The sequence below is a fragment of the Vibrio sp. THAF64 genome (genome assembly GCF_009363455.1).
GTDB classification, from domain to species: Bacteria; Pseudomonadota; Gammaproteobacteria; order Enterobacterales; family Vibrionaceae; genus Vibrio; species Vibrio coralliilyticus.
Window position 1 is genome coordinate 1,459,738 of the sequence record NZ_CP045355.1, and the last position, 21,821, is coordinate 1,481,558.

Annotated in this window: 23 protein-coding genes; 21 read left to right on the top strand and 2 right to left on the bottom strand. The window is 45.0% G+C overall.

All coding sequences use genetic code 11. The features are described from left to right. The first annotated feature begins 34 nt into the window (after positions 1-34). From FIU99_RS06600 to FIU99_RS06630, 7 genes are all read left to right on the top strand, one after another. The gene (locus FIU99_RS06600) at positions 35-220 is read left to right on the top strand and encodes a hypothetical protein (RefSeq protein WP_006958884.1); all 186 of its coding nucleotides are present in this window, start codon (positions 35-37) and stop codon (positions 218-220) included. Between the two features lie 129 nt (positions 221-349). Then, entirely contained in the window at positions 350-1,726 is a 1,377-nt protein-coding gene (locus FIU99_RS06605; RefSeq protein WP_152472136.1) for a YcjX family protein, read from the top strand. After that, the gene (locus FIU99_RS06610) at positions 1,723-2,772 is read left to right on the top strand and encodes a YcjF family protein (RefSeq protein WP_006958881.1); all 1,050 of its coding nucleotides are present in this window, start codon (positions 1,723-1,725) and stop codon (positions 2,770-2,772) included. The genes FIU99_RS06605 and FIU99_RS06610 overlap by 4 nt, the downstream gene beginning before the upstream one ends. Positions 2,773-2,874: 102 nt before the next feature. Continuing rightward, a complete protein-coding gene (gene tyrR / locus FIU99_RS06615) occupies positions 2,875-4,419 on the top strand; it encodes a transcriptional regulator TyrR (protein WP_006958879.1) in 1,545 nt (514 codons plus the stop codon). After that, positions 4,420-4,998, top strand: coding sequence for a ribosomal protein S5-alanine N-acetyltransferase (rimJ, locus tag FIU99_RS06620; protein ID WP_006958877.1), 579 nt, complete (start codon positions 4,420-4,422; stop codon positions 4,996-4,998). It abuts the gene before it with no gap. A 2-nt stretch (positions 4,999-5,000) separates the two neighbouring features. Next, positions 5,001-5,588 (top strand): HD domain-containing protein, encoded by a 588-nt coding sequence (locus tag FIU99_RS06625; RefSeq protein ID WP_006958875.1) that lies wholly within the window; start codon positions 5,001-5,003, stop codon positions 5,586-5,588. A 23-nt stretch (positions 5,589-5,611) separates the two neighbouring features. Continuing rightward, entirely contained in the window at positions 5,612-6,085 is a 474-nt protein-coding gene (locus FIU99_RS06630; protein ID WP_152472137.1) for a DUF2947 domain-containing protein, read from the top strand. A gap of 40 nt (positions 6,086-6,125) precedes the next feature. Here FIU99_RS06630 and FIU99_RS06635 read toward each other — a convergent pair whose 3' ends face one another. Beyond that, on the bottom strand, positions 6,126-6,545 hold the full coding sequence (locus FIU99_RS06635) for a BLUF domain-containing protein (protein ID WP_006958871.1): 420 nt from the start codon (positions 6,543-6,545) through the stop codon (positions 6,126-6,128). A gap of 122 nt (positions 6,546-6,667) precedes the next feature. Here FIU99_RS06635 and FIU99_RS06640 point away from each other — a divergent pair, with 122 nt between their 5' ends. The 10 genes from FIU99_RS06640 (at position 6,668) to FIU99_RS06680 (ending at position 16,973) form a co-directional block, all read left to right on the top strand. Further along, the gene (locus tag FIU99_RS06640) at positions 6,668-7,639 is read left to right on the top strand and encodes a GGDEF domain-containing protein (protein ID WP_006958869.1); all 972 of its coding nucleotides are present in this window, start codon (positions 6,668-6,670) and stop codon (positions 7,637-7,639) included. 184 nt (positions 7,640-7,823) lie between these two features. Further along, positions 7,824-8,000 carry a hypothetical protein gene (locus FIU99_RS27310; protein WP_006958866.1) on the top strand — a complete coding sequence of 59 codons (177 nt, stop codon included), beginning with the start codon at positions 7,824-7,826 and terminating at the stop codon, positions 7,998-8,000. Positions 8,001-8,203: 203 nt separating this feature from the next. Next, positions 8,204-8,800 (top strand): GTP cyclohydrolase II, encoded by a 597-nt coding sequence (ribA, locus tag FIU99_RS06645; protein ID WP_045986962.1) that lies wholly within the window; start codon positions 8,204-8,206, stop codon positions 8,798-8,800. A 166-nt stretch (positions 8,801-8,966) separates the two neighbouring features. After that, positions 8,967-10,229 carry an imelysin family protein gene (locus tag FIU99_RS06650; protein ID WP_152472138.1) on the top strand — a complete coding sequence of 421 codons (1,263 nt, stop codon included), beginning with the start codon at positions 8,967-8,969 and terminating at the stop codon, positions 10,227-10,229. A 115-nt stretch (positions 10,230-10,344) separates the two neighbouring features. After that, complete coding sequence (locus FIU99_RS06655) at positions 10,345-11,733, top strand: di-heme oxidoredictase family protein (RefSeq protein ID WP_152472139.1); 1,389 nt, start codon at positions 10,345-10,347, stop codon at positions 11,731-11,733. Between the two features lie 9 nt (positions 11,734-11,742). Then, positions 11,743-12,774: an imelysin family protein gene (locus FIU99_RS06660; protein WP_152472140.1), complete on the top strand. Its 1,032-nt coding sequence runs from the start codon at positions 11,743-11,745 to the stop codon at positions 12,772-12,774. Then, positions 12,764-13,846 carry a DUF1513 domain-containing protein gene (locus FIU99_RS06665; RefSeq protein WP_152472141.1) on the top strand — a complete coding sequence of 361 codons (1,083 nt, stop codon included), beginning with the start codon at positions 12,764-12,766 and terminating at the stop codon, positions 13,844-13,846. Before FIU99_RS06660 ends, FIU99_RS06665 begins: the two co-directional genes overlap by 11 nt. 109 nt (positions 13,847-13,955) lie before the next feature. Then, positions 13,956-15,509, top strand: a complete 1,554-nt coding sequence (locus tag FIU99_RS06670; protein ID WP_152472142.1) for a murein L,D-transpeptidase — start codon at positions 13,956-13,958, stop codon at positions 15,507-15,509. Between the two features lie 184 nt (positions 15,510-15,693). Next, entirely contained in the window at positions 15,694-16,233 is a 540-nt protein-coding gene (locus FIU99_RS06675) for a YcbK family protein (protein ID WP_006958859.1), read from the top strand. Between the two features lie 83 nt (positions 16,234-16,316). Further along, positions 16,317-16,973, top strand: coding sequence for an MBL fold metallo-hydrolase (locus FIU99_RS06680; protein WP_006958858.1), 657 nt, complete (start codon positions 16,317-16,319; stop codon positions 16,971-16,973). Positions 16,974-17,026: 53 nt separating this feature from the next. On the opposite strand, the gene FIU99_RS06685 is transcribed toward FIU99_RS06680, so the two are convergent. Then, entirely contained in the window at positions 17,027-17,704 is a 678-nt protein-coding gene (locus FIU99_RS06685; protein ID WP_006958857.1) for a DUF2982 domain-containing protein, read from the bottom strand. A 221-nt stretch (positions 17,705-17,925) separates the two neighbouring features. Between FIU99_RS06685 and FIU99_RS06690 the strand changes: the two genes are divergently transcribed. From FIU99_RS06690 to FIU99_RS06705, 4 genes are all read left to right on the top strand, one after another. After that, a complete protein-coding gene (locus FIU99_RS06690; protein ID WP_006958856.1) occupies positions 17,926-18,297 on the top strand; it encodes a hypothetical protein in 372 nt (123 codons plus the stop codon). Between the two features lie 433 nt (positions 18,298-18,730). Then, positions 18,731-19,822: a TRAP transporter substrate-binding protein gene (locus FIU99_RS06695; protein WP_006958855.1), complete on the top strand. Its 1,092-nt coding sequence runs from the start codon at positions 18,731-18,733 to the stop codon at positions 19,820-19,822. Between the two features lie 138 nt (positions 19,823-19,960). Next, positions 19,961-20,500, top strand: coding sequence for a TRAP transporter small permease subunit (locus FIU99_RS06700; RefSeq protein ID WP_006958854.1), 540 nt, complete (start codon positions 19,961-19,963; stop codon positions 20,498-20,500). 10 nt (positions 20,501-20,510) lie between these two features. Further along, positions 20,511-21,794 carry a TRAP transporter large permease subunit gene (locus FIU99_RS06705; protein WP_006958853.1) on the top strand — a complete coding sequence of 428 codons (1,284 nt, stop codon included), beginning with the start codon at positions 20,511-20,513 and terminating at the stop codon, positions 21,792-21,794. The last annotated feature ends 27 nt before the right edge of the window (positions 21,795-21,821 follow it).

The following is a 21,821-nucleotide window of genomic DNA, read 5'->3' on the forward strand; positions in this document are numbered from 1 at the left end:
CTGTTCTCTGCATTGAAGAACTTCAGGAGCATTCATGCCTCGATTTATTCAAATCTTACAGCTAATCATTGCCGTGGTTGTAGGTGTTTTCATCGGCTACGATATTGTCCTTCACGGCATCAGCATCTTTAATCAAAAGTACGTAATGATCACCTGTGCTTTGTTTGTATTGCTGGAGATTGCGTTGTTTGTCATCTACAAGCTGATTGAAGACGACTAGACACAATGCAATATGTGATACCCAAGTGACATACTAAGCCTCTGATTTATATCGGAGGCTTTTTTATTCATCTTTCATTAAGATTACAATGGTTAGGATAATCTCGTGTTCAAAACAAAGAGACAGTAAATGAAGAGTATTACTCAGGAAGTGAATGATTTTATTAACCGCAGCGTCGATTCTCATGTGCGTGTCGCGGTGACTGGTTTATCTAGTGCGGGGAAAACGGCGTTTATCAGCTCCTTGGTGAATCAGTTGTTGCACACTTCCACTCACGACAATCTTCCTTTACTGGTTTCAGCACGCGATAAGCGCCTAGTGGGTGCGAAGCGTGAACCCCAAGCCAATATGATGGTGCCACGTTTTGCCTACGATGAAGCGATGGAGCATGTGTTCACGCAGCCACCAAAATGGCCCGAGCCTACTCGCGATGTGAGTGAAATTCGTCTTGCAGTGAAATACAAGCCGACGAGAAAGTCCAAAAAGTTGTTTGGCAGCACATCAACGCTGCACATCGATATCATTGACTATCCCGGTGAATGGTTACTGGATCTCCCTTTATTGGATATGAGTTTTCATGAGTGGTCACAGACGCAATTCGCGGCTCTTAAAGGTCAGCGTGGAGAGTTGGCAAAAGAGTGGTTAGCCAAACTTGAACAACTAAACCTAGCAGATGACGTCAACGAAAGAGAGCTTGAGGCGATCGCGCAAAGCTACACCCAGTATTTACATGATTGTAAGGATACTGGGCTGCATTGGGTTCAGCCGGGCAGGTTTGTCTTACCTGGTGAGCTAGAAGGCGCGCCAGTCTTGCAGTTTTTTCCTTGCCGCTTTGATGAAGAGAGCAAAGCCAGCAAAGACTCCAATTTAGCCATGCTAAAAGCGCGGTATCAGGAGTATCAGCAAAAAGTCGTGAAAGCCTTCTACAAGCATCATTTTTCGACCTTTGACCGCCAGATCGTCTTAGTTGATTGTCTACAGCCCTTGAACGCCGGTTACGAGTCTTTTCATGATATGCGCCATGCGATTGAACAGATCATGCACAGCTTCCGCTATGGCAGAAGCAATATGTTAAAGAGATTGTTTGCCCCGAGAATCGATAAGATATTGTTTGCAGCGACTAAAGCCGATCATGTGACGCCAGAGCAGCATCCAAACCTAGTTTCTTTATTGCAGCAGATGGTGCATCCCGCTTGGCAGACAGCCTCTTATGAAAACATCGAAATGAGTTGTATCTCCATGGCGTCTATTCAGGCAACTAAAACAGGTTTCATCAATCGTGGTACCGAATCAGTTCCCGCTATTCAGGGTATAACCCTTGATGAACAACCAATGACAATCTTTCCTGGCGAAGTTCCAAAAAAACTGCCTCAGAAGAGTTTCTGGCAAAACGAAGGGTTCGAATTTACTGCTTTCCGGCCACTCCCTAGCTCGATAGATGATCCTCTGCCCCATATTCGTATTGATAAAGCGCTGGAATACCTGATTGGAGACAAGCTGAAATGACCGATTCTCAAGATGCAAAGCTAAAGCAAAAACAAGTCTTCACTCAAACATTGGAGCAAGAGCCTATGGGGAGCGACCCGGACTTGACCTCCCAAATGCAGTTTGAAGAACAAGAAACCTTTATACCAACGGCAATCAACTCAGAAGAAACGCAAAGCGAGGCTGAAGAAAAGCTGGAGCAGGTGATTCGACCTAAAACAGGGCGCCGATGGTTAGCGAGCGGGTTACTTACGGCGTTTTCTGGCTTGGTTGGTTGGCAAGCCATAGACAGTATTATTACGTCTGTTCAAAGTTCTGATTGGCTAGCGCTTGGCTGGGCTGGTTTTATGTCAACGTTGGCTGCGTTAGGAGTCGGGGCAATTGGAAAGGAGCTATGGAAGCTTAGAACGTTACGTCGTCACTTTTCTATTCAAGAGCAGAGTGAAGCCTTGATAGAAGCAAACAGCGTTGGGCAAGGTAAAGCGTTTTGCGAATCTATCGCGAAGCAAAGTGGCATTAAGACAGAATCACCAAGTTATGATCGTTGGACACACAGTGTGAATGCCTCTCACAGCGACGCCGAAGTGCTCGACATGTATGACGCGATGGTGGTGAGTGAACAGGACAAAAAAGCAACCAAAATCGTTACGCAGCATGCAACGGAATCAGCCGCTTTGGTGGCAATAAGCCCACTGGCTATTGCAGACATGCTGCTGGTGGCATGGCGCAATTTCAAAATGATCGACAGTCTTGCCGATGTTTACGGTGTAGAGCTTGGATACTGGTCTAGGTTGAAGCTGCTCAAAGCGACGTTGATCAATATGGCGGCTGCAGGTGCCAGTGAAATAGCGATAGATGCCAGCATGGATCTGATGTCTATGGATCTAGCAGGAAAAGTCTCCGCCAGAGCAGGGCAAGGGCTGGGTGTTGGCATACTGACCGCAAGGCTTGGGGTCAAAGCGATGGCATTGTTAAGACCAATACCTTGGCACCCAGATAGAAAGGTGAAATTGGGTGCGGTTCGAAAACAGATTGTAGAAAAAATCGCCTCTATAACAATCAAATAGTGCGAATGTGAAGCAAGTAATGTCGGTTTGCTTGACGAGGATCTAGGCTTAAGGGAAACTACTGTCAACTTTTCCTGACACCTCAGACTAGGGATTTAATCAGTGCGTTTAGAAGTGACATGTGAAGACAGATTGGGGCTTACTCGTGAGCTGCTCGATATTCTGGCTTCTAAAAATATTGATTTGCGAGGGATCGAAATCGACATTACGGGCATTATCTACCTGAATTGCCCAGATATTGACTTCGATACTTTCAGTGAACTCATGGCAGAGATACGTCGTATATCAGGTGTAAGAGACGTAAGAAAAATTCAATTTATGCCGATGGAAAGGCATAACACCGAACTCATCTCCCTGTTGAACAATCTTCCCGAGCCAGTATTGGCCATCGATCTGAAAGGTAATGTTGACATGGCTAACCATGCAGCGCTAAGCCTGTTCAGCTGCGAAGAAGAAGAGATGATTGGTCACCAGATAGGCACCTTGCTACCAAGCTTCAACTTCTCCAAATGGGTGGAAGGCAAAATTACCCGTCAGCGGGAAAATATCGTTATCAGTGGTCTCGATTACATCATGGAGATCATGCCGGTCTATATTACTGATGAATCCAACGAATCGATTCTCGCCAGTACGGTAATGATCATCCGCTCATCTCAAGAAAAGTCGGCGTTAGAAGATTCATTACCTTTACACAATAACCTTGGTTTTGAACACTTTGTCGGTGTGTCTAATCGACACAAGGCACTGATGAGCCAAGCTAAGAAGCTGTCGATGCTTGAGCAGCCACTGCTGATTCAGGGTGAAACAGGTACGGGTAAAGAAATGCTCGCCAGAGCGTGTCATAATCGTTCTCACCGAGCTGCCGCTCCGTTCTTAGTCTTGAGCTGTGCATCCATGCCAGATGATGTAGCGGAGACAGAACTGTTTGGTCATGCTCCCGGTTCATTCAATCATGAGCAAGGCCATAAAGGTATTTTTGAACAAGCAGATGGTGGTACCGTCTTTTTAGATGAAATTGGCGAAATGAGCCCGCACCTGCAAATCAAATTACTGCGCCTGTTACAAGATGGTACTTTCCGTCGCGTAGGTGCTGAGCAGGAGATCCATGTTGATGTACGCGTGATTGCTTCAACGCGCCATAATCTAGCCGATTTGGCAGAGTCGAAATCCTTCCGAGAAGATCTTTTCTACCGCCTCAACGTACTGACACTCAATATTCCGGCACTGCGCGAACGTTCTAACGATATAGGCCCGCTGCTGGATCTATTTGTTGTTAAATACGTTAAGCAGTTAGGCATCATGAAACCTGAGCTGGAAGAAACACTGGTTGATCAACTGGTGAATTACCAATGGCCGGGTAACATGCGTCAGCTAGAAAATATGGTGCTCCGCGCGTTGACTGAGCTGGATTCAGATACCTTAACGATCGACTTGTTCCACCTGCCTCAACTAGAAAGCCCAGCTTCGACAGGCCCGACAATTAACCTCGACGGTTCGTTGGATGAAATCATGAAAGACTATGAGTCGCAGGTTTTGGAGCGACTTTATCAGTCTTTCCCATCCAGCCGTAAGTTAGCAAAACGCCTTAATGTTTCTCATACCTCCGTGGCTAACAAGCTACGTGAATACGGAATAAGAAAAAACTAAATGGAACGACTCAGTACTCCTCAGCAAGTGTTTGAGCAGGATGGGGATATCATCCTGCGCACTGCAGAACCAACAGACGGCCAGCTCATCTCTGACTACTTCATTGCCAATCGTGCGCATCTGAAACAATGGGAGCCACGACGCGAAGACGCCTTCTTCTCTGAATCAGGTTGGACGCAGCGTTTGATCAAGCTCAATGAGTTGCATCGTATGGGTTTAGGTTACTACCTGATCATTATTGATAGAGAGTCGGGAGAGATGTTAGGGACCGTCTCCTTTAGCAACATTTCGAGATTTCCGTTTCATGCATGTAATCTTGGCTATTCGCTTGGTGAGAATGCGCAGGGAAGGGGCGTGATGACACGGGCATTGAAGATGGCCGTGAACTACATGTTTAGCATCCAGAATATTCATCGGATTATGGCGGGCTACATGCCACGCAATCAACGCAGTGAGGCGGTATTGAATCGTTTAGGGTTCAAGCAAGAAGGGTTTGCAGAGGACTATTTACTGATTGATGGCCGCTGGGAAGACCATAACCTGACATCACTGATTAACCCCAACTGGAAAGAGAGTTAAGCATGAGTAAATTAGAGCAACAACTGGCTTTATTGATGGAGCTGGATCAACTGAAATCTGTTTTGAGACGCACTCGAGTCAAAAGTGCTGATGGCCGTCTTGAAAACAGTGCAGAGCACAGTTGGCATGTTGCTCTAATGGCGATTCTCATGGAAGAACACGCCAATGAGCCGGTGGATATTGCTCGTGTCGTTAAGATGTTGTTACTGCATGATATTGTCGAAATCGACGCTGGCGACACCTTTGTTTACGATGTTGCCGCGTCAGCAGTACAAGAAGAAAAAGAGCTTGCTGCTGCTCAGCGATTATTCGCGATGTTGCCTGAAGAGCAGGGAAAAGAGCTGCTTGAGTTATGGCTAGAGTTTGAGCGAGCAGAATCGGCAGACGCCAAATTTGGTAAAGCACTTGATAGGATCATTCCTATGTTGCTTAATTATCACAACAACGGTCAGAGTTGGCAGGAGCACGGAGTGACTCGTGAGCAAGCTCTGACGGTGAATAGAAAAATAGAATATGGCTCACAAGCTTTGTGGGATAAGGCTCAACAAGTGATTGAAGAAGCAACCCAGAAAGGATGGCTAAAAGCCTGAAGATGCCATAACGAGGAAAATGAATGTCGTATCTCACTTTGGATGAATACCAAAGAAAATGGATTTTCACTCACCAGTCTATGCCTGTTCCTGAGCAGGATTTAGCACAGATAAAGCCAATGACTCAGGCCAGAGCGGCGCATCTTTGGAAAGAGAACATCAGTGCTCAAAGCCCAGATGCAGAACGCTTGAGTTCAGGTGACTGGCCAATGAAAGACTCTAATTGGAAAGAGAGTTTGGATTGGATGGCTGCCTGGGAAGCTGATGAAGAGGCGTTGCCTGAGGGAGTAGCTGAGTTTATCGATTGGCAAGATGACGTAACTGTTTATTTTTGTTATGAAAAATACAATGTTATTGAAACCAAATGGAGTGTATTTAAGAAGCACTGGAAGAACTTTTTGTTTTACGATGATGGCCCAATTCTAATTGGTCGAAGACGAAAAGAAGCCTTGTGGTTCGACTCCGAAGGTAACGTTAAACTCGGACATCGAGATTAAAAAGAGCAGCCGTAAAGGCTGCTTTTTTTAATGTTTTTCATCAGACAATGGTGACTACATTACGCAAGTTGAGCAGAAGTTTATGTGCACTATGACCAGACATATTGTAAGGATCGAACTTTGAACTAGTGGAGTATTTGAGATTCACAGGCATAGTAGAGTTCATCTCGGGAATATAACCCATGCTCCAGTCACTAAATTCGCGTTCAGCAACTTCTGAATAATCTAGCAGCAATATGTTTTCATGCCTTGGGTCGTTTAGAATCTGGTGGTAAATTTTATTGACTTGAGCTCTCGAACCTTCGAGGCATTGCAAAAAGTAATTACGGTTAAATAGAAGCAAACCTGTTACGTCAACCAGAGAGTTGTTTTTTCTCGCCACATCAAGAATATTCTGAATATCGGAATCTGTAATCCCTTTTGTTATTGTGCTCGTGTAAACCAATCTGACTAGGAACATAGTTTTCTCCTTTTCGTGTTAGGTTATTGTCCCTCAGCTTTAAGTATATGCAATAAAACGCACGCCATAGTATTAACGTCTATAATGTGATTTAACGAACTAAGTCTATTTAGGATCGGTGGATGGAAGCTAAGATTCTGAACTCTGTTGTCGAAATCACTGAGCAAAGAAACTCGATCTCTCTTGGCCATTGTCTGGTTGCAACTCTACTTGAAATGATGCCCATTGAGTCCATTAGCCTGACCCATTACCTATCCAACACATCTATTGTTGTCGCCAAAGTATTCAGAAATAGCAAACAAGAAGAGTATCAATGGACATACGATCAGGCGCCAGAGCAGTGTTACATGCATGATCATAAAGAAAGCGCATTTAACGTTACAAAACCACAAACGTCGAGTTATATATGCCGTTATCCAATCCCGATTTCTGAAGAGAGCTCGGCATTGTTGCAAATTGAAACCGAGGCTGACCCTGTAAAGTTTGAGCTATTGATCGATGGCTTTGCCAAGATATATCGCAACTATTTGATGGTGTTGCATGAGAGTGAACGGGATAAGCTGACCGGGCTGCTCAATCGAAAAACACTCGAAGAACGCCTATCACATTGTTTTAATCTGTCCGTTAATCAAGATTCCGGTTTGTATGCCTGGGTCGCTATTATTGATCTCGACTTGTTCAAGAGCATCAATGATACCTATGGTCATATGATTGGCGATGAAGTGCTATTAATGTTTTCTCAGCAGCTACAGAATTTCTTTTCTGGTTCAGAGCAATTGTTTCGATTTGGTGGTGAGGAATTTGTCGTGCTACTGCCACCTCAGGAAAAGAAACAAGTGCTGAAAGAACTGGAGTTATTTCGCAGGCACATTGAGTCATTTCGTTTTCCACAAGTAAATAATATGACGTTTAGCTGCGGAGTCTGTGCTATCTCCAGACACGAGTATTTGCCGACAATTTTAGGTCATGCTGATGTGGCACTCTACAGTGCAAAAGAACACGGTAGGAATCGAATCGAGTGCTATGAAGATCTTATACTCGGAGCAACTGAACCTGGTGATAATGATCATTTGGATGACGTAGAACTGTTTTGAAAGATCAATTTTGATCAAGTAATTTGTTGAATTGTAAAGATTATACCGATGAATAAAATGTGATTTAATGCTCAAAAATGCTTCATATCTTTGCGCAATTTATGTAATTTGCTATCATTTTTGAGACAAATGGTTTGAGTCACCATTTTATATCGGTTTATAGATAGAGACTTAGGGAATAGTAGTGGATACAAATATATCTCAATTACGCAAAGATTTTTATGCTCAAATAAGCTCGCTGCAAGCTTATTCTTTGCCACAAACTAAACCAACGCTTTCTCTGTTAACTGAAGAAGAGCTTCAGGTGCTCGAAGCTCTTTGGATTGAGCTCTCTATGTGGAAGAAAAAGCAGAACCACTAAATTCTATTATCTGACCAGTTTCATAAAGAACCTCACGAAGTAAATTCGCTGAGGTTTTTTATTGTCTTAAATATAAATTGTTATATTATAACAAAAAGTGATCTGACCATTGATTTCTCGGATATCAATCCCCATAGTTAGATACATAAGAGATTTCTAAAATGATAGAAATAGAAGATAGCAAGATTCAAGTGAGTAGGGATATGGCGGAAGTTAGAGCCAGAGTAGATTTTAAAGTCGGTAAAAACAGTGATATAGAAGCGGAGCTTCTTTCTTTTAAAGGACTCAAGACCGACAAAGAGCATGTAGCCATCATTTTCAAACAAGCCGACAAGACTCAGTCCAGCCCTTTAGTTCGCTTGCACTCAGAATGCCTGACAGGTGATGTTTTCCATTCTTCTCGATGCGATTGTGGTGAACAGTTGGATGAGACGATTAATAAAATGGGTGAATCAGGCGGGATTATTCTTTACTTGCGCCAGGAAGGTCGTGGTATCGGCCTTTACAACAAGATTGACGCGTACAAATTACAAAGTGAAGGTCTGAATACCTATGAAGCGAACAACCATTTAGGCTTTGGTGATGACTTGCGTGATTTTACGGAAGCGGCGCAAATGCTTAAAGCGTTGGATGTTAATAAGATCCGTTTAATCACGAATAATCCGAAGAAGATCCGTGAACTGAAAGAACATGGCGTTGAAATCGAAGATACTGTCAACACCTCTGCGCATATTAAAGATGGTAACGAAGGATATCTTAAAGCTAAGGTATCACACGGAAAACACGATCTTAAGCTCTAGCCCAATAGCAGCCTATGTTGATAAAAGCCTCACTTTTGTGAGGCTTTTTTGTATAACCCTTGCAAAAAAAATGTAAGTTTGTATTATCTGCGCCTATAAGTGTAAATGAGAATAATTAGCACTTATTATGCAGAATAATTATTAAGCTCAACAAGGATGCTTTTCAATGAATGTAAAATCACTTTTAGCGCGCTCTGTTGCAACTTCTCTCGTTCTTGCTAGCAGTTCTGTTTTTGCAGCGAACGTGACAAAAGAGCAAGTAGTAGAACACTACGCAGATGTTGCTCACGCAGTATTTGCCGATGCACTAACAACTGCTAAGACACTAGACCAATCTATCGAATCTTTCCTTGCAGCTCCATCTGAAGCCAAGCTTGCTGAAGTAAAACAAGCTTGGCTTGACTCTCGCGTTCCGTACCAACAGTCTGAAGTATTTCGTTTTGGTAACGCGGTTGTTGATGATTGGGAAGGTCAACTAAACGCATGGCCTCTTGATGAAGGCCTAATTGATTACGTATCAACTGATTACCAGTATGAGCTAGGTAACGAAGGCGCAAGCGCAAATATCGTTGCAAATAAGCAGCTAACGATTGGTGCAACTAAACTTGACGTTGCTCAACTGACTCCAGAAGCGATTGCTGATCTGAACGAGGTGGGCGGTTCTGAAGCTAACGTTGCATCTGGTTACCACGCGATTGAATTCCTGCTATGGGGTCAAGACCTAAACGGTACTAACGCTGGTGCTGGTGAGCGTGCTTACACTGACTTCGTTGTTGGTAAAGGTTGTACTAACGGCAACTGCGACCGTCGTGGTGAGTATCTAAAAGCAGCGGCTGACCTATTGGTTCAAGATCTACAGTGGATGGAAAAACAGTGGTCTTCAGATGTAAAAGGTAACTACCGTGAAGAACTTCTGAACGACTCTGCGGACAACGGCCTTCGCAAAATGCTATTCGGCATGGGTTCTCTATCTCTAGGTGAGCTTGCTGGTGAGCGTATGAAAGTCGCTCTAGAAGCAAACTCTACTGAAGATGAGCACGATTGTTTCTCTGACAACACGCACAACTCTCACTACTACAACGAGCAGGGTATCTACAACGTATACACTGGTCTGTACAAACGTGAAGACGGTACGCTTCTATCTGGTCCTAGCATCGCAGATCTTGTAGCTCAGAAAGACAAAGCAGCGGCGAAAGAGATCCAGAAGCAGTTCGACGTAACACGTTCTCAAGTAGGTCAACTTGTAACTTCTGCTGAAAAGCACGGTCAGTACTTTGACCAGCTAATTGCAGCAGGTAACGCGCAAGGTAACGCATTAGTAAACGAGACAATCATGTCTCTAGTTGCCCAAACTTCATCTATCGAACGTGCGGCGAAAATCGTTGGTATCAACAGCCTGAACCCAGATACAGCTGACCACGAATTCTAAAAACAATTAATTAATTTTAAGGGCTCTTAGTGAGCCCTTTTGCTGTTTCTATAACCACACTTTTAATGAGAATATTTCTTAACAAGGTGCTGGTCTTTACCCGAGAACTATTGGTATGAAGTTGTATAAAAAGTCCATATTAGCCTCTCTAATACTGGTGAGTGCTTCTGTTTCTGGTTATGAAATGAAATCTGGCGGCGGTACCGCGGTTAAGAAAGAGGGTGCAAACGCATACTCTTTGCCTGCTGGAAACCTGCCAATGTCCAAGCGACTAGATTTCAGTGTAGGTAACAGTTTTTTCCGTAACCCATGGGTACAAGCGCCGGCTTCTACCGATGCCCGTGACGGCTTAGGGCCTCTTTTTAATACCAATGGTTGTCAAAACTGCCATATTAAAGATGGTCGTGGTCACCCACCAGAAGAAGGGGACATTCATGCCGTTTCCATGCTGGTGCGTTTGAGCATTCCTGCGATGACACCAGAGCAGAAAAAAGCTTTCATTAAAGATGGTGTGATCCCTGAACCAACGTATGGTGGTCAGCTACAAGATTTTTCACTTCAGGATCAAACTCCTGAAGGACAGATCAACATTACTTACACAGATGTACCAGTGACCTTTACCGATGGTACAAAAGTAGTGCTACGTAAGCCCAACCTAAAAATTACCGATTTAGGTTACGGCGAGATGCACTCTGATACCCAATTTTCCGCCCGCGTTGCGCCGCCAATGATTGGACTGGGGCTATTAGAAAGTATTTCTGATGAAACGCTGCAAACTTGGGCAGATGAAAATGATGCCAATGGCGATGGTATCTCAGGCAAGGTGAACAAAGTTTGGGATGTACAGAAGAATGATTTCGCCATTGGTCGCTTTGGCTGGAAGTCTGGGCAACCTACGCTGATGCAACAAAATGCTGCAGCATTTAACGGCGATGTTGGCCTGACCAGCAACCTGTTCCCGAATGAAAACTGCACGTCGAAGCAATCTATTTGTGCTGAATTGCCAAACGGTGGAGCTCCTGAAGTGAGCGACAACATTCTCGATTTCGTTGAATTCTATTCTCAGCACTTAGCCGTACCGATTCGTCGTAATATGGATGCTCCGGAAGTTAAGCTTGGTCAGAACTTATTTGCCAAAGCAGGGTGTGATAGCTGCCATAAGAGCGAAGCCAGAACTATGAAGAGAGAAGGCCTACCGGCTTTATCGAATCAGAAAATTCATCCTTACACCGATTTACTGCTTCATGATATGGGTGAAGGACTTGCAGATAACAGGCCTGAGTATTTGGCGAATGGACGCGAGTGGCGAACTGCGCCATTATGGGGCATCGGTTACACCGAAGAAGTCAACGGCCATACTTATTTCCTTCATGATGGCCGAGCACGTAACCTGATGGAAGCGGTATTGTGGCATGGTGGTGAAGCTGAGCCCGCGAAACAAACCGTTCTCAAGTTCAATCAAAAAGAGCGCGATGCCTTGATCGCTTTCTTGAATTCATTGTAAGGAATCACGATGAAGATCTTTTCTTTATCAGCACTGGCTGCCTCGATGACGCTACTGGCTGGCTGTCAGTCAACCAGCAGCACAATGCCTGTCGCTCAGAAAACCTCTCATCCTAGTCAGGGTGTTTATCAAGTAGAGTTTGCCGCAGCGCACACTTTCTCTAATCAGGCTGATAAGCTGGCCGCTCAAATGGCAGCTTATTGTGCGGACGCGACGGAATTGGAGTCACTGAAGTCACAATGGCATCAAACCATGGTTGCTTGGATGGCTCTACAAGGGCAGGAAAGGGGGCCTGAAAAGGCACTTGAGCAGAGCTGGAATATTCAGTTTTGGCCAGACAAGAAAAATACGACGGGTCGCAAGATGACTGCACTGACGGGCCAAAGCAAGACTTGGACGCAAGCACAAATTTCACAGCAGAGCGTGACGGTTCAAGGTTTAGGCTCGGTAGAATGGCTGTTGTATGACCAAGCCTCTTCTTTGAGTTCATCACAAGCTACCTGCCAAACCGGTATTGCAATCGCAGAGAACATTGCTGCGAATGCTGAGACCATTGCTACGGCATGGCAAACTAACCCTTGGGTTGAGCTGGATGAAAAAGCATGGACGTCTGAGTACATTTCTCTTCTTTCTAATCAGCTTGAATACAGCATGAAAAAGATGAGTCGTCCTTTAGCGAACTTTGGTAAACCAAGACCTTATTTCGCTGAATCCTGGCGCTCGGAAACTTCCATGCAGAATCTCAAAGCTAACATTGAAGCGATGCAGGCGTTGTACTTAGCGGGTGGTAACGGGCTGGATAAACTGCTGCGTGAGCGTGGCAAAGTACAGCTTGCTGACAGCATCGCTCAACAGTTTGATACTGCATTGGAAACATGGCCAACCGATGAAAGCTTGTTTGACATGCTGCAGACAAAAGAGGGTTATCGCAAAGCTTACGCTCAATACAATAAGCTGGAGCAGCTGAAGTATCTTATCCACGAAGAAGTGGCGATTGAACTTGGTGTCGTAATAGGGTTTAACGCAACAGATGGTGACTGATAACACAAGACGAAACCTTCTCAAGGCAGCGCTGTTTGGCGCTGCTACGCCTTTGCTGCCTTTCGGTTGCGCGAGTAAGTCAGAGACATTGGGCCAGCCGTCACTGATCGGTTGCTCCTTATATGGTCGAGACAAGTACTCTGCGGTAGTCGCGGATGAGTTTGGTCACCCGATAAGACAAGTTCCTCTTCCTGCAAGAGGGCATGGCGTCGCAACAAACGCGAAACTTAACCATGCGGTGGCGTTTGCTCGTCGTCCGGGTACGTTTTTCGTTGTTTTTGACTATGTGACTGGCGAAGTGATCAAATCCTCAGCCGCCCATTCCAATCGTCACTATTATGGTCATGGCGTGTATTCAAACGACGGCAAGTGGCTGTACGCAACAGAAGGTGAGCGTGGTACTAGCCGAGGCATTATTGGTGTTTACGATGTGCTGGCTGGGTACGACAAGGTGGCAGAGTTTACCAACTTTGGCCTCGGGCCTCATGAAGTGATTGCCATGCCGGATGGTTCACTAGCGATTGGTGTTGGCGGCGTTCATACCAATGGCCGACAGCCGCTCAATATTGCAACCATGAAACCTAGCTTGAGCTACTTGGACTCCAATGGTGAGCTGACAGAGCAAGTGGCTTTACCAGATAACCATTTGAGTATTCGACACCTTGCGCATGATGGTGGCAAAACTGTCCTGTGTGGTCAGCAGTACCGTGGTGAGCCTGATGAGTATCCTTCTCTTTTGGCAATGCATACTCAAGGTGGTCAAATGATCCCTCTTGAAGGGGAACCAGAACAGTGGGCAAGATTCAATCATTACATTGCGAGTATTGCGGCAACGGATGAGTGGATCTTGGCAACATCACCTCGCGGAAACTGCTACGGGATCTGGTCTAAGCAAACCAGAAAAATGGTGGAATTGGCCTCATTGCCAGACGCTTCAGGTGTCGTTGTACAGAACGGCTTTTTCCGAGTTAGCTCGGGGGCTGGCGGCGTGATCACACAATACTCACCAGAAGAGAAGAAAAAAATTCAGTCGGGAATTCAATGGGATAACCACTGGTCGATGATTTCTTAGCCTACTTCATTGTAAAGCTTGGGAAAATTAATATTCTCATCATCATTTCATCCTAGCCTCTTATTTCTCTGCCATACTTTGATCTCGGGCGATTAGATTGGAGAGTAAGATGGCTAGACTTAACCCCCTTCTATTACTGCTGATAATTATTCCTATACCGACTTGGGCCAGTAGCTATTTTGAGCGTATTGGGTGGTTGGAGCCAGACAGTCATGTCCTTCGGGTCCTGCAATATTCCAAAGATGTCGAACACATTTATCAGAGCAATCACAACCAGTTGATCTGGTTTGATCTTCAACAAAGCACTCGGCTTGAGTTTCAACTTGAAATCATCACCAGTGCGGGGTTCAGCCCTCTTTTTGCCCGTCAATTGAGATACCTTGAGTACTATCGTAAGAGCAATCGCTGGCATGAATATGACCTACTTGCCACCGATACGTTACTTCTCTACATTAGCTACGCTGAGCAAGCGAAACTGCTTGGTTATGACTGGTTCTTCGAATCCAAATTGTACAAACCTTTACCGAAACTGAGCCAAACCAATTTAATTGCCGTTGCTGTGGCGGTGGACCATCAGCAGCTCAGTGAGCTAATAGAAGTCTACACCCCGGATAGCGACGACTACCAAAAGCTGATCGACAGCTACTTACACGTTGTAAAGTTTGAAGAGCTGAATCTACCTAAGTACACCCAAAGAGGGTTAAGAAAAGTCGGGGACAAACTGAAAAATCGAGAAGTTCTGCTAGTCAGAATGGAAATGGTCGACGTTGATTTGTCAGATGTTCGGCGAGATGTAAGCTGGTATGACGCCACCTTAGAAACCGCCGTAAAACAGTTCCAACGTCTCCATGGCTTAACGGACGATGGCATTATTGGCCCTGATACGATTCGTTGGTTGAACATCAGCCCGAGTGAACGGTTATCTATACTGGCGCTCAATGCAGAACGCGGCAGGTTATGGCCGATTGAGCGTGACACCATCATTGTGGTGAATGTGCCCGGGTTTGAGATGAAGTATTGGTACTCAGGTCAAGAAGTGTTTGAGTCTAAGGTGGTTGTAGGGCGTAAGGGCAGGCCAACACCGATGATGACGACCAAGCTGGATTCATTGATCCTTAATCCTACTTGGAATGTGCCATGGAAAATCATGGTTGAAGATATCATCCCCAAAGTGAAAGAGGATCCTGAGTATCTGGTTCGCCAAAATATTACGATTGTGCCTAAGTGGGGATCGAAAGAGTTGATTAATCCAGAGGACATTGATTGGCAGAACATGCGCCCCAGCGCGTTTCCGTATCGAATGACGCAGCTTTCAGGAAACAACAATGCGCTCGGCCTATACAAGTTTAACACCCCTAATCGCCGTGCGATCTATCTGCATGATACACCAAGTAAAAATTTGTTTGATGAGGCCAGCAGGGCATTCAGCTCAGGTTGCATTAGGGTTGAGCACGCGGATCAATTTGCCACGCGTTTGCTAGAGAGCCAAGGCTTGGATATGTCGACGCTGGACGAAGAAGAGTTGGCGGCAAACAAATCGATTCCGCTCAAACAGCGTGTGCCGGTGCACATCATCTACCAAACAGCTTGGTCAGAGGGCGGCAAGATCCATTACAGGGACGATATATACCGCTGGGATCGTTTTAGTTACGGCAAAGGGTGAGCCTGACCAAAAAATAACATTTTCTCACAACAAAGTTTTTTATTAATAAGGTCAAGCAGTAAGCAAATTTCTATGCTCAGAATCTATCTATGAGCATGGTTTATGCATTTGCACTTCATATTAGAGTTAGGTAGTGTCGCCGTTCGACACGTTTCCATCAACGATTTTATGAAGGCTGTTCACCGTGGATTTTTCTCGTAGAGATTTTATTAAGTTAGCTGGTAGTGGCTTAGTTGTAGCCAGCTGTGCTCCTTCTCTTGCTTTCGCTGCTCACCCAGATCAACCTCGCGCATTGGCCTTTAATAACCTCCATACAGGGGAAGAACTGGAATCTTGCTACTTCGATGGTCGGGACTATGTAGCAAACGAACTGAGTCGCATTGATAACATTTGCCGAGACTTCCGCCGCAATGAAGTCCATGAAATGGACAAATACCTGTTCGATCAGATTTCACTGATTCAATCTGAGCTTGGTGTTGAAGCAGAAGTTCAGATCATTTCTGGTTACCGCTCTCCTGCCACCAATGCAGCGTTACGCTCAAAATCAAGTGGGGTGGCGAAGAAGAGCTACCACATGCTAGGGCAGGCGATTGATTTTCGTCTTGACGGTGTCAATCTGAAAAAAGTCCGCGACGCTGCGATTGAGCTTAAAGCGGGCGGTGTCGGCTATTACCCTAGAAGCAATTTTGTCCACATTGATACTGGGCCAGTCCGCCACTGGTAAGCGTCTTCATATAAGACAAGGTTGTCAAAAACCTTACCAAATGTCATAGTTTCGCCAGTTTAGATATTCAGTAAGGTTTCAATATGTCTCTGAAGTACCAAGTTGTTCCTGTCACTTCTTTTTCGCAAAACTGCTCGATTGTATGGTGTGATGAAACCATGGAAGGCGTAGTGGTTGATCCCGGCGGCGACGTAAAACAACTGGCGGCACTGATTAAAGAGTTGGGTGTTAAGGTCGTCAATTTGGTTCTGACACATGGTCACTTAGATCATGTTGGTGGCACAGAGTCTTTGTCCGCTGAGCTGGGCGGTATTGAAATTGTTGGCCCACACAAAGATGACAACTTCTGGCTTCAAGGCTTAGCTGGGCAGAGCCAGATGTTTGGTTTTCCATTAACTGAAGCATTCGAACCGCAAAAGTGGTTGAATGATGGCGATACCGTAGCGTTTGGTAATCAAATACTCAATGTTTACCATACTCCAGGCCATACACCAGGTCACGTGGTGCTATTCAGTGAAGAAGCTAAGCTTGCCTTTGTTGGTGATGTGTTGTTTAACGGTTCAGTCGGACGCACAGATTTTCCTAAAGGTGACTTCGATACTCTGATTAACTCGATCAAAACCAAACTTTGGCCTCTAGGTAATGACGTTCGATTCGTGCCGGGCCATGGTCCTGAATCTACCTTTGGTAGAGAGCGTGCATCCAACCCATTTGTGGCGGATGAAATGCCACTTTACTAATTACTGAAAAAGGTCGCCTCGCGCGACCTTTTCTTATATTGCCTGTCATTCCATTATTCGTATTCTTCTTCAGGCTCAGCAGCGGCAAGATAGCGTCTTGCAAGTCCGACAAATTCTTCTGCAGAACGGTCTAAGTCATGTGCGGAAATGAAAATGTCGTAATCAAAGTAACTTCTCTGATAGCGCATTCTATTGGCAAGCATGGCTTGTAGTCCTGAATACTGTTCGCCTTGCGTATTTTTATACGGCTTGGAATCCAAAACTATATCCTCAAATTGGGTACCTTGCTGGCTCTGTTTGGCCCCAAGATACAGCAAGGCTCTTTGGCTAAGCAGAATCTCCGTGGCGATTCGAGGGCAAATACTATCGAGGTATGGTGAATAGTGCTTGAGTTTAATTCCGATCCAAGGCAGAGGCTGCTGCCATCCTTCTTGATCATAATGGCAGATGCCAATCTTGCTGACATTACTCCATTTTACCACCCAACCGCCTTTGAACAGGTGCTGCTGAAAGTGGGTGGCTGTTAATGTGTAGGAGACGGTGCTTTTGAGAATCAACAGGTAGCCAAATCCGAGCATAGACAGGATAGCGACCAGCGTCAAAACTGCCTGCTGGAAATCTGGAGAAAACATTACAAGAGAAATCAATACAATAGAAGCTATAGTCGCAAGGATTTTGGCAATCGGTGAAGATAGCCGAATAGGTTGATTGGTAAGATGCAATGTCTGCATTTACGACTCCTTGGCGATAACTTAAACCTCTGTTTATATATTCAGTAGTTATGAAAAGGATCATAATTGGTACTGATTAAATTGTAGCCTGATGACAGCATATCACGCATTTTTGCTCGATAAAGCCCCTCATACCCTGTAAATGGCCGCATTTTTTTGGTATAAATCGCGCTTCAAATTTTCACCACTGCTCCGTATGCAGTGAAATGGAGAGAAACTCGATGAGACTTGCTCATAAGCGTAAAGTGCAGATGAAATTGCAAAAACGCGTTAAGGCGACTGTTGCCAATGTAGAAGCAACTAAGAAAGCTAAGCCTGTAGTTGAGAAGAAAGTAGCTGTAGCACCAGCAGCGGAGAAAGTTGTTGCGGCTAAAGAAGTTAGCGTTGCACTAACTCCAAAACAACAACAAGTACTAGACATTGTTGTTGCTAACGTTGAAGGCATCAACCCTAAGGGTATTGGCCTAGCGGCGGGTCAGGAAGAAGCGAAAGCGGCTTCTTGGGCAACTGGCGCACTGAAAAAACTACTAGAAGAAAACCTGGTAGCAAAAGAGCAGTTAGCAGGTAACAAAGTTATCTACAAAGCAGTTTAATTCATACTGTTAGCGACCTCTTTTGAAATAGCAGACACCTCTGCTTCTTCAGACGAATAGAAGAACCTCGATGCCTATCGGGGTTTTTCTCCATTCGGACCTTCCTTTTTATTGATTTATCATTATATCTATCAATATTTAACATTTGTCACATTTATAAAATCTTTTACTCTATATCTTCCACGCATCGTTCTCTACGTATTACTCCAAACTTATAGTGTCTCAATTTTTTATAAGTATTTGAATCTTAGTAAATTATAATTTTTATATCCTTTATCCTACGTAGTAATACGTAATTCTAAGGTTGAAGTATATTTGGGTTTGTTAATTTTTCTCCGTGTTCGCGCTGATTTCCTATTTCTCGTAGATAAACCACTCTGTAATGGAACAGAAGGTAACTGGAAAGTTGCTGAATCTAACAAAGGACGTGAACATGAGTCTAATCAGACAATCTTTGAAACGAGTACTGAAAGGTACGGCTATGGCAGCAGCACTAGCTGTTGCTGCGACATCAGTGAATGCTGCTGAAAAAGTGTACCGCTTGAAGCTGGCGGAAACTTGGGGCCCAAACTTCCCAATCTTTGGTGATGCAACCAAAAACATGGCGAAGATGGCGGAAGAAATGTCTAATGGCCGCCTTCAGATTCGAATCGACTCTGCAAATAAGCACAAAGCGCCACTGGGTGTGTTTGATATGGTGAAATCGGGCCAGTATGACATGGGGCACTCTGCGTCTTACTACTGGAAAGGTAAAGTGCCTAATACGCTTTATTTCACCTCAATGCCATTTGGTATGCTGCCGACAGAGCAATACGCCTGGTTCTACTACGGCGGTGGTATGGAGTTAATGGAGAAAGTCTATTCACCTCATAACCTGATGTCTTTCCCTGGAGGTAACACAGATACTCAGATGGGTGGTTGGTTCCAGAAAGAGATCAACTCTGTTGATGACCTAAAAGGTCTGAAAATGCGTATCCCTGGATTTGCCGGTGAGATTCTGGCGGAGCTGGGTGCAAAACCAACCAACATCGCACCGGGTGAGCTATATACCTCGCTTGAGCGCCGCACTATCGATGCACTTGAGTGGGTAGGGCCATCACTTGACCTACGTATGGGTTTCCACAAGATTGCACCTTACTACTACACAGGTTGGCATGAGCCAGGTACAGAGCTGCAATTCCTGATCAATAAGCGCACTTGGAACCGCCTGCCTGACGATCTGAAAGCGATTCTTCAGGTTGCCATGAAGACTGCGGCTTACGATATGTACACTCAGTCTAAACACGAAAGTGGTAAGAACTGGGCGTCAATCAAGTCTGAATATCCAAATGTGCAGGTGAAAAACTTCCCAGCGGAAGTCATGACAGCACTTCGTGAAGCTAACGAGCGTCTACTTAAAGAACATGCTGACAAAGATGAAATGGCAAAAGAGATCCAAGCGTCTCAGGCTGCTTACATCGAGCAAGTTCGTCCTTGGTCTGACATCTCGCACCGCGCATACCTAAACAGTCAGGCACAACAATAATCATAAAAATTCGTTGCCAGTTTGATTGAGCTGGCAACGAGAAGCCCAAGAAAACTCTCTTATAATTTGAAGAGTCTATAACAAAGCTCCGCAGGCTTCGGCCAAGCGGAGTTATTTCAAAGTTCCATGGAGTAGGGAATGAGAAATCTAATCTATATAGAGCGCATCTTTAATCGCTTCGGCGATTTCCTAGGATGGCTGTCGAGTATCCTGTTTATCTTATTGCTCGCAAATGTCGTTTACGATGTGGTGATGCGCTACGTGTTTAACGATGTTTCCATTGCATTTCAGGAAATGGAGTGGCACTTGTTCTCTGCCGTATTCCTTCTGGGTGTACCTTATGCCATTAAAGCGGGTGGCCATGTCAGGGTAGACCTTTTTTACGAGCGTTTGTCTCATCGAGCACAGGCGATCATTGATTTAATCGGTACCATCGTTTTTCTTTTTCCGTTTTGTCTGCTGGTGGCTTGGTACGGCGTTGATTTCGCTAAAGAGAGTTTCGCCCTAGGTGAAACGTCTGGTGACCCTGGTGGCTTACCCTATCGCTGGGTAATTAAAGCCATGATTCCATTGTCGTTTATGTTTATGGCAATAAGTGGTGTTGGATTACTGCTTCATTCTCTCAATAAGATTTTTAACCCGCATTTAATTTACGCCAACTCAACAGAGCAAAAGTAAGGAGACAAAAATGGTCGGTATTGTAATGTTTTTTGTTGCCTTGTTTGCTTTGCTGCTTGGCTTCCCAGTTGCGTTCACCTTTGGTGGTATTGCACTGATATTCGGCGTTTGGGCCGAAGGCATGGATATGTTTGCTTTCATGCCATATCGCATCCAATCCATCATGGAAAACACGGTATTGATGGCAGTGCCATTGTTCGTTTTCATGGGTTTGGTTCTTCAAAAAACACGTCTAGCGGAACAGCTGCTTGAATCCATGGGTAAGCTGTTTGGTGGTGTGCGCGGTGGTATCGCGATTTCTACCGTGTTAGTGGGTGCTTTACTGGCGGCGTCTACAGGCGTTGTTGGTGCGTCTGTTGTAGCGATGGGGCTTATCTCTCTGCCAGTTATGCTCAAGTACAACTACGACAAAGGGCTGGCGTGCGGAACGATTTGTGCCTCAGGTACGTTAGGCCAAATCATTCCACCCTCTATCGTCTTAATCCTTCTTGGTGATGTGTTAGGTGTACCCGTTGGGGATTTGTTTCAGGCAGCAGTTTGGCCGGGGCTCGTTTTAGTTGGCGCTTACGTTCTCTATATTCTGATTTACGCCAAACTGAATCCAGAAGCTGCGCAGCCAATTCCTCGTGATGAATCGGTAAGCCGTAAGCAGGAAGTCATCACTGCGCTTAAAGCTGTGATCCCGCCACTTGCGCTTATCGTAGTGGTACTTGGTTCCATCTTTGCTGGTGTTGCGACGCCAACAGAATCCGCTGCGCTTGGTGGGGCTGGTGCGATAGTTCTGTCTCTGCTTTACAAGCAATTCAGCTGGAACATGGTGTATGAAGCGTCGAAAGAGACGGTTAAAGTGACCGCTATGGTGTTTGCGATTCTACTTGGTGCTACAGCGTTCTCTATGGCATTTACTTACACGGGTGGTGACTACCTGGTTGAAGAGTGGATGCTACAAATACCGGGTGAGAAATGGGGCTTCCTGATCATCACTATGTTAGTGATTCTGGTTCTGGGCTTCTTCATCGACTTTGTGGAAATCTGTTTTATCATCGTTCCAATCATCGCACCCGTTGCCGAGATTATGGGCATCAACATGACTTGGTTTGCGATCTTGATTGCGATGAACCTGCAGACTTCCTTCCTGACCCCACCATTTGGTTTCAGCCTGTTTTATCTCAAAGGTGTAGCACCGAAAGGGGTGACAACTCGAGACATATACCGAGGCGTGATGCCATTCATCGGTATTCAGATCCTCGTGTTGGCATCACTGTTAGTCTTCCCTGGATTCTATGGAATGTGATCGCCCGATTACAGAAATGTAACAACT

Excerpts from the sequence above, each read along its gene's own strand:
- FIU99_RS06600 (WP_006958884.1), top strand. The coding sequence starts at position 35 with ATGCCTCGATTTATTCAAATCTTACAGCTAATCATTGCCGTGGTTGTA.
- FIU99_RS06605 (WP_152472136.1), top strand. The coding sequence starts at position 350 with ATGAAGAGTATTACTCAGGAAGTGAATGATTTTATTAACCGCAGCGTC.
- FIU99_RS06610 (WP_006958881.1), top strand. The coding sequence starts at position 1,723 with ATGACCGATTCTCAAGATGCAAAGCTAAAGCAAAAACAAGTCTTCACT.
- rimJ (WP_006958877.1), top strand. The coding sequence starts at position 4,420 with ATGGAACGACTCAGTACTCCTCAGCAAGTGTTTGAGCAGGATGGGGAT.
- FIU99_RS06625 (WP_006958875.1), top strand. The coding sequence starts at position 5,001 with ATGAGTAAATTAGAGCAACAACTGGCTTTATTGATGGAGCTGGATCAA.
- FIU99_RS06630 (WP_152472137.1), top strand. The coding sequence starts at position 5,612 with ATGTCGTATCTCACTTTGGATGAATACCAAAGAAAATGGATTTTCACT.
- FIU99_RS06635 (WP_006958871.1), bottom strand. The coding sequence starts at position 6,545 with ATGTTCCTAGTCAGATTGGTTTACACGAGCACAATAACAAAAGGGATT.
- FIU99_RS06640 (WP_006958869.1), top strand. The coding sequence starts at position 6,668 with ATGGAAGCTAAGATTCTGAACTCTGTTGTCGAAATCACTGAGCAAAGA.
- ribA (WP_045986962.1), top strand. The coding sequence starts at position 8,204 with ATGGCGGAAGTTAGAGCCAGAGTAGATTTTAAAGTCGGTAAAAACAGT.
- FIU99_RS06650 (WP_152472138.1), top strand. The coding sequence starts at position 8,967 with ATGAATGTAAAATCACTTTTAGCGCGCTCTGTTGCAACTTCTCTCGTT.
- FIU99_RS06655 (WP_152472139.1), top strand. The coding sequence starts at position 10,345 with ATGAAGTTGTATAAAAAGTCCATATTAGCCTCTCTAATACTGGTGAGT.
- FIU99_RS06660 (WP_152472140.1), top strand. The coding sequence starts at position 11,743 with ATGAAGATCTTTTCTTTATCAGCACTGGCTGCCTCGATGACGCTACTG.
- FIU99_RS06665 (WP_152472141.1), top strand. The coding sequence starts at position 12,764 with ATGGTGACTGATAACACAAGACGAAACCTTCTCAAGGCAGCGCTGTTT.
- FIU99_RS06670 (WP_152472142.1), top strand. The coding sequence starts at position 13,956 with ATGGCTAGACTTAACCCCCTTCTATTACTGCTGATAATTATTCCTATA.
- FIU99_RS06680 (WP_006958858.1), top strand. The coding sequence starts at position 16,317 with ATGTCTCTGAAGTACCAAGTTGTTCCTGTCACTTCTTTTTCGCAAAAC.
- FIU99_RS06685 (WP_006958857.1), bottom strand. The coding sequence starts at position 17,704 with ATGCAGACATTGCATCTTACCAATCAACCTATTCGGCTATCTTCACCG.
- FIU99_RS06690 (WP_006958856.1), top strand. The coding sequence starts at position 17,926 with ATGAGACTTGCTCATAAGCGTAAAGTGCAGATGAAATTGCAAAAACGC.
- FIU99_RS06695 (WP_006958855.1), top strand. The coding sequence starts at position 18,731 with ATGAGTCTAATCAGACAATCTTTGAAACGAGTACTGAAAGGTACGGCT.
- FIU99_RS06700 (WP_006958854.1), top strand. The coding sequence starts at position 19,961 with ATGAGAAATCTAATCTATATAGAGCGCATCTTTAATCGCTTCGGCGAT.
- FIU99_RS06705 (WP_006958853.1), top strand. The coding sequence starts at position 20,511 with ATGGTCGGTATTGTAATGTTTTTTGTTGCCTTGTTTGCTTTGCTGCTT.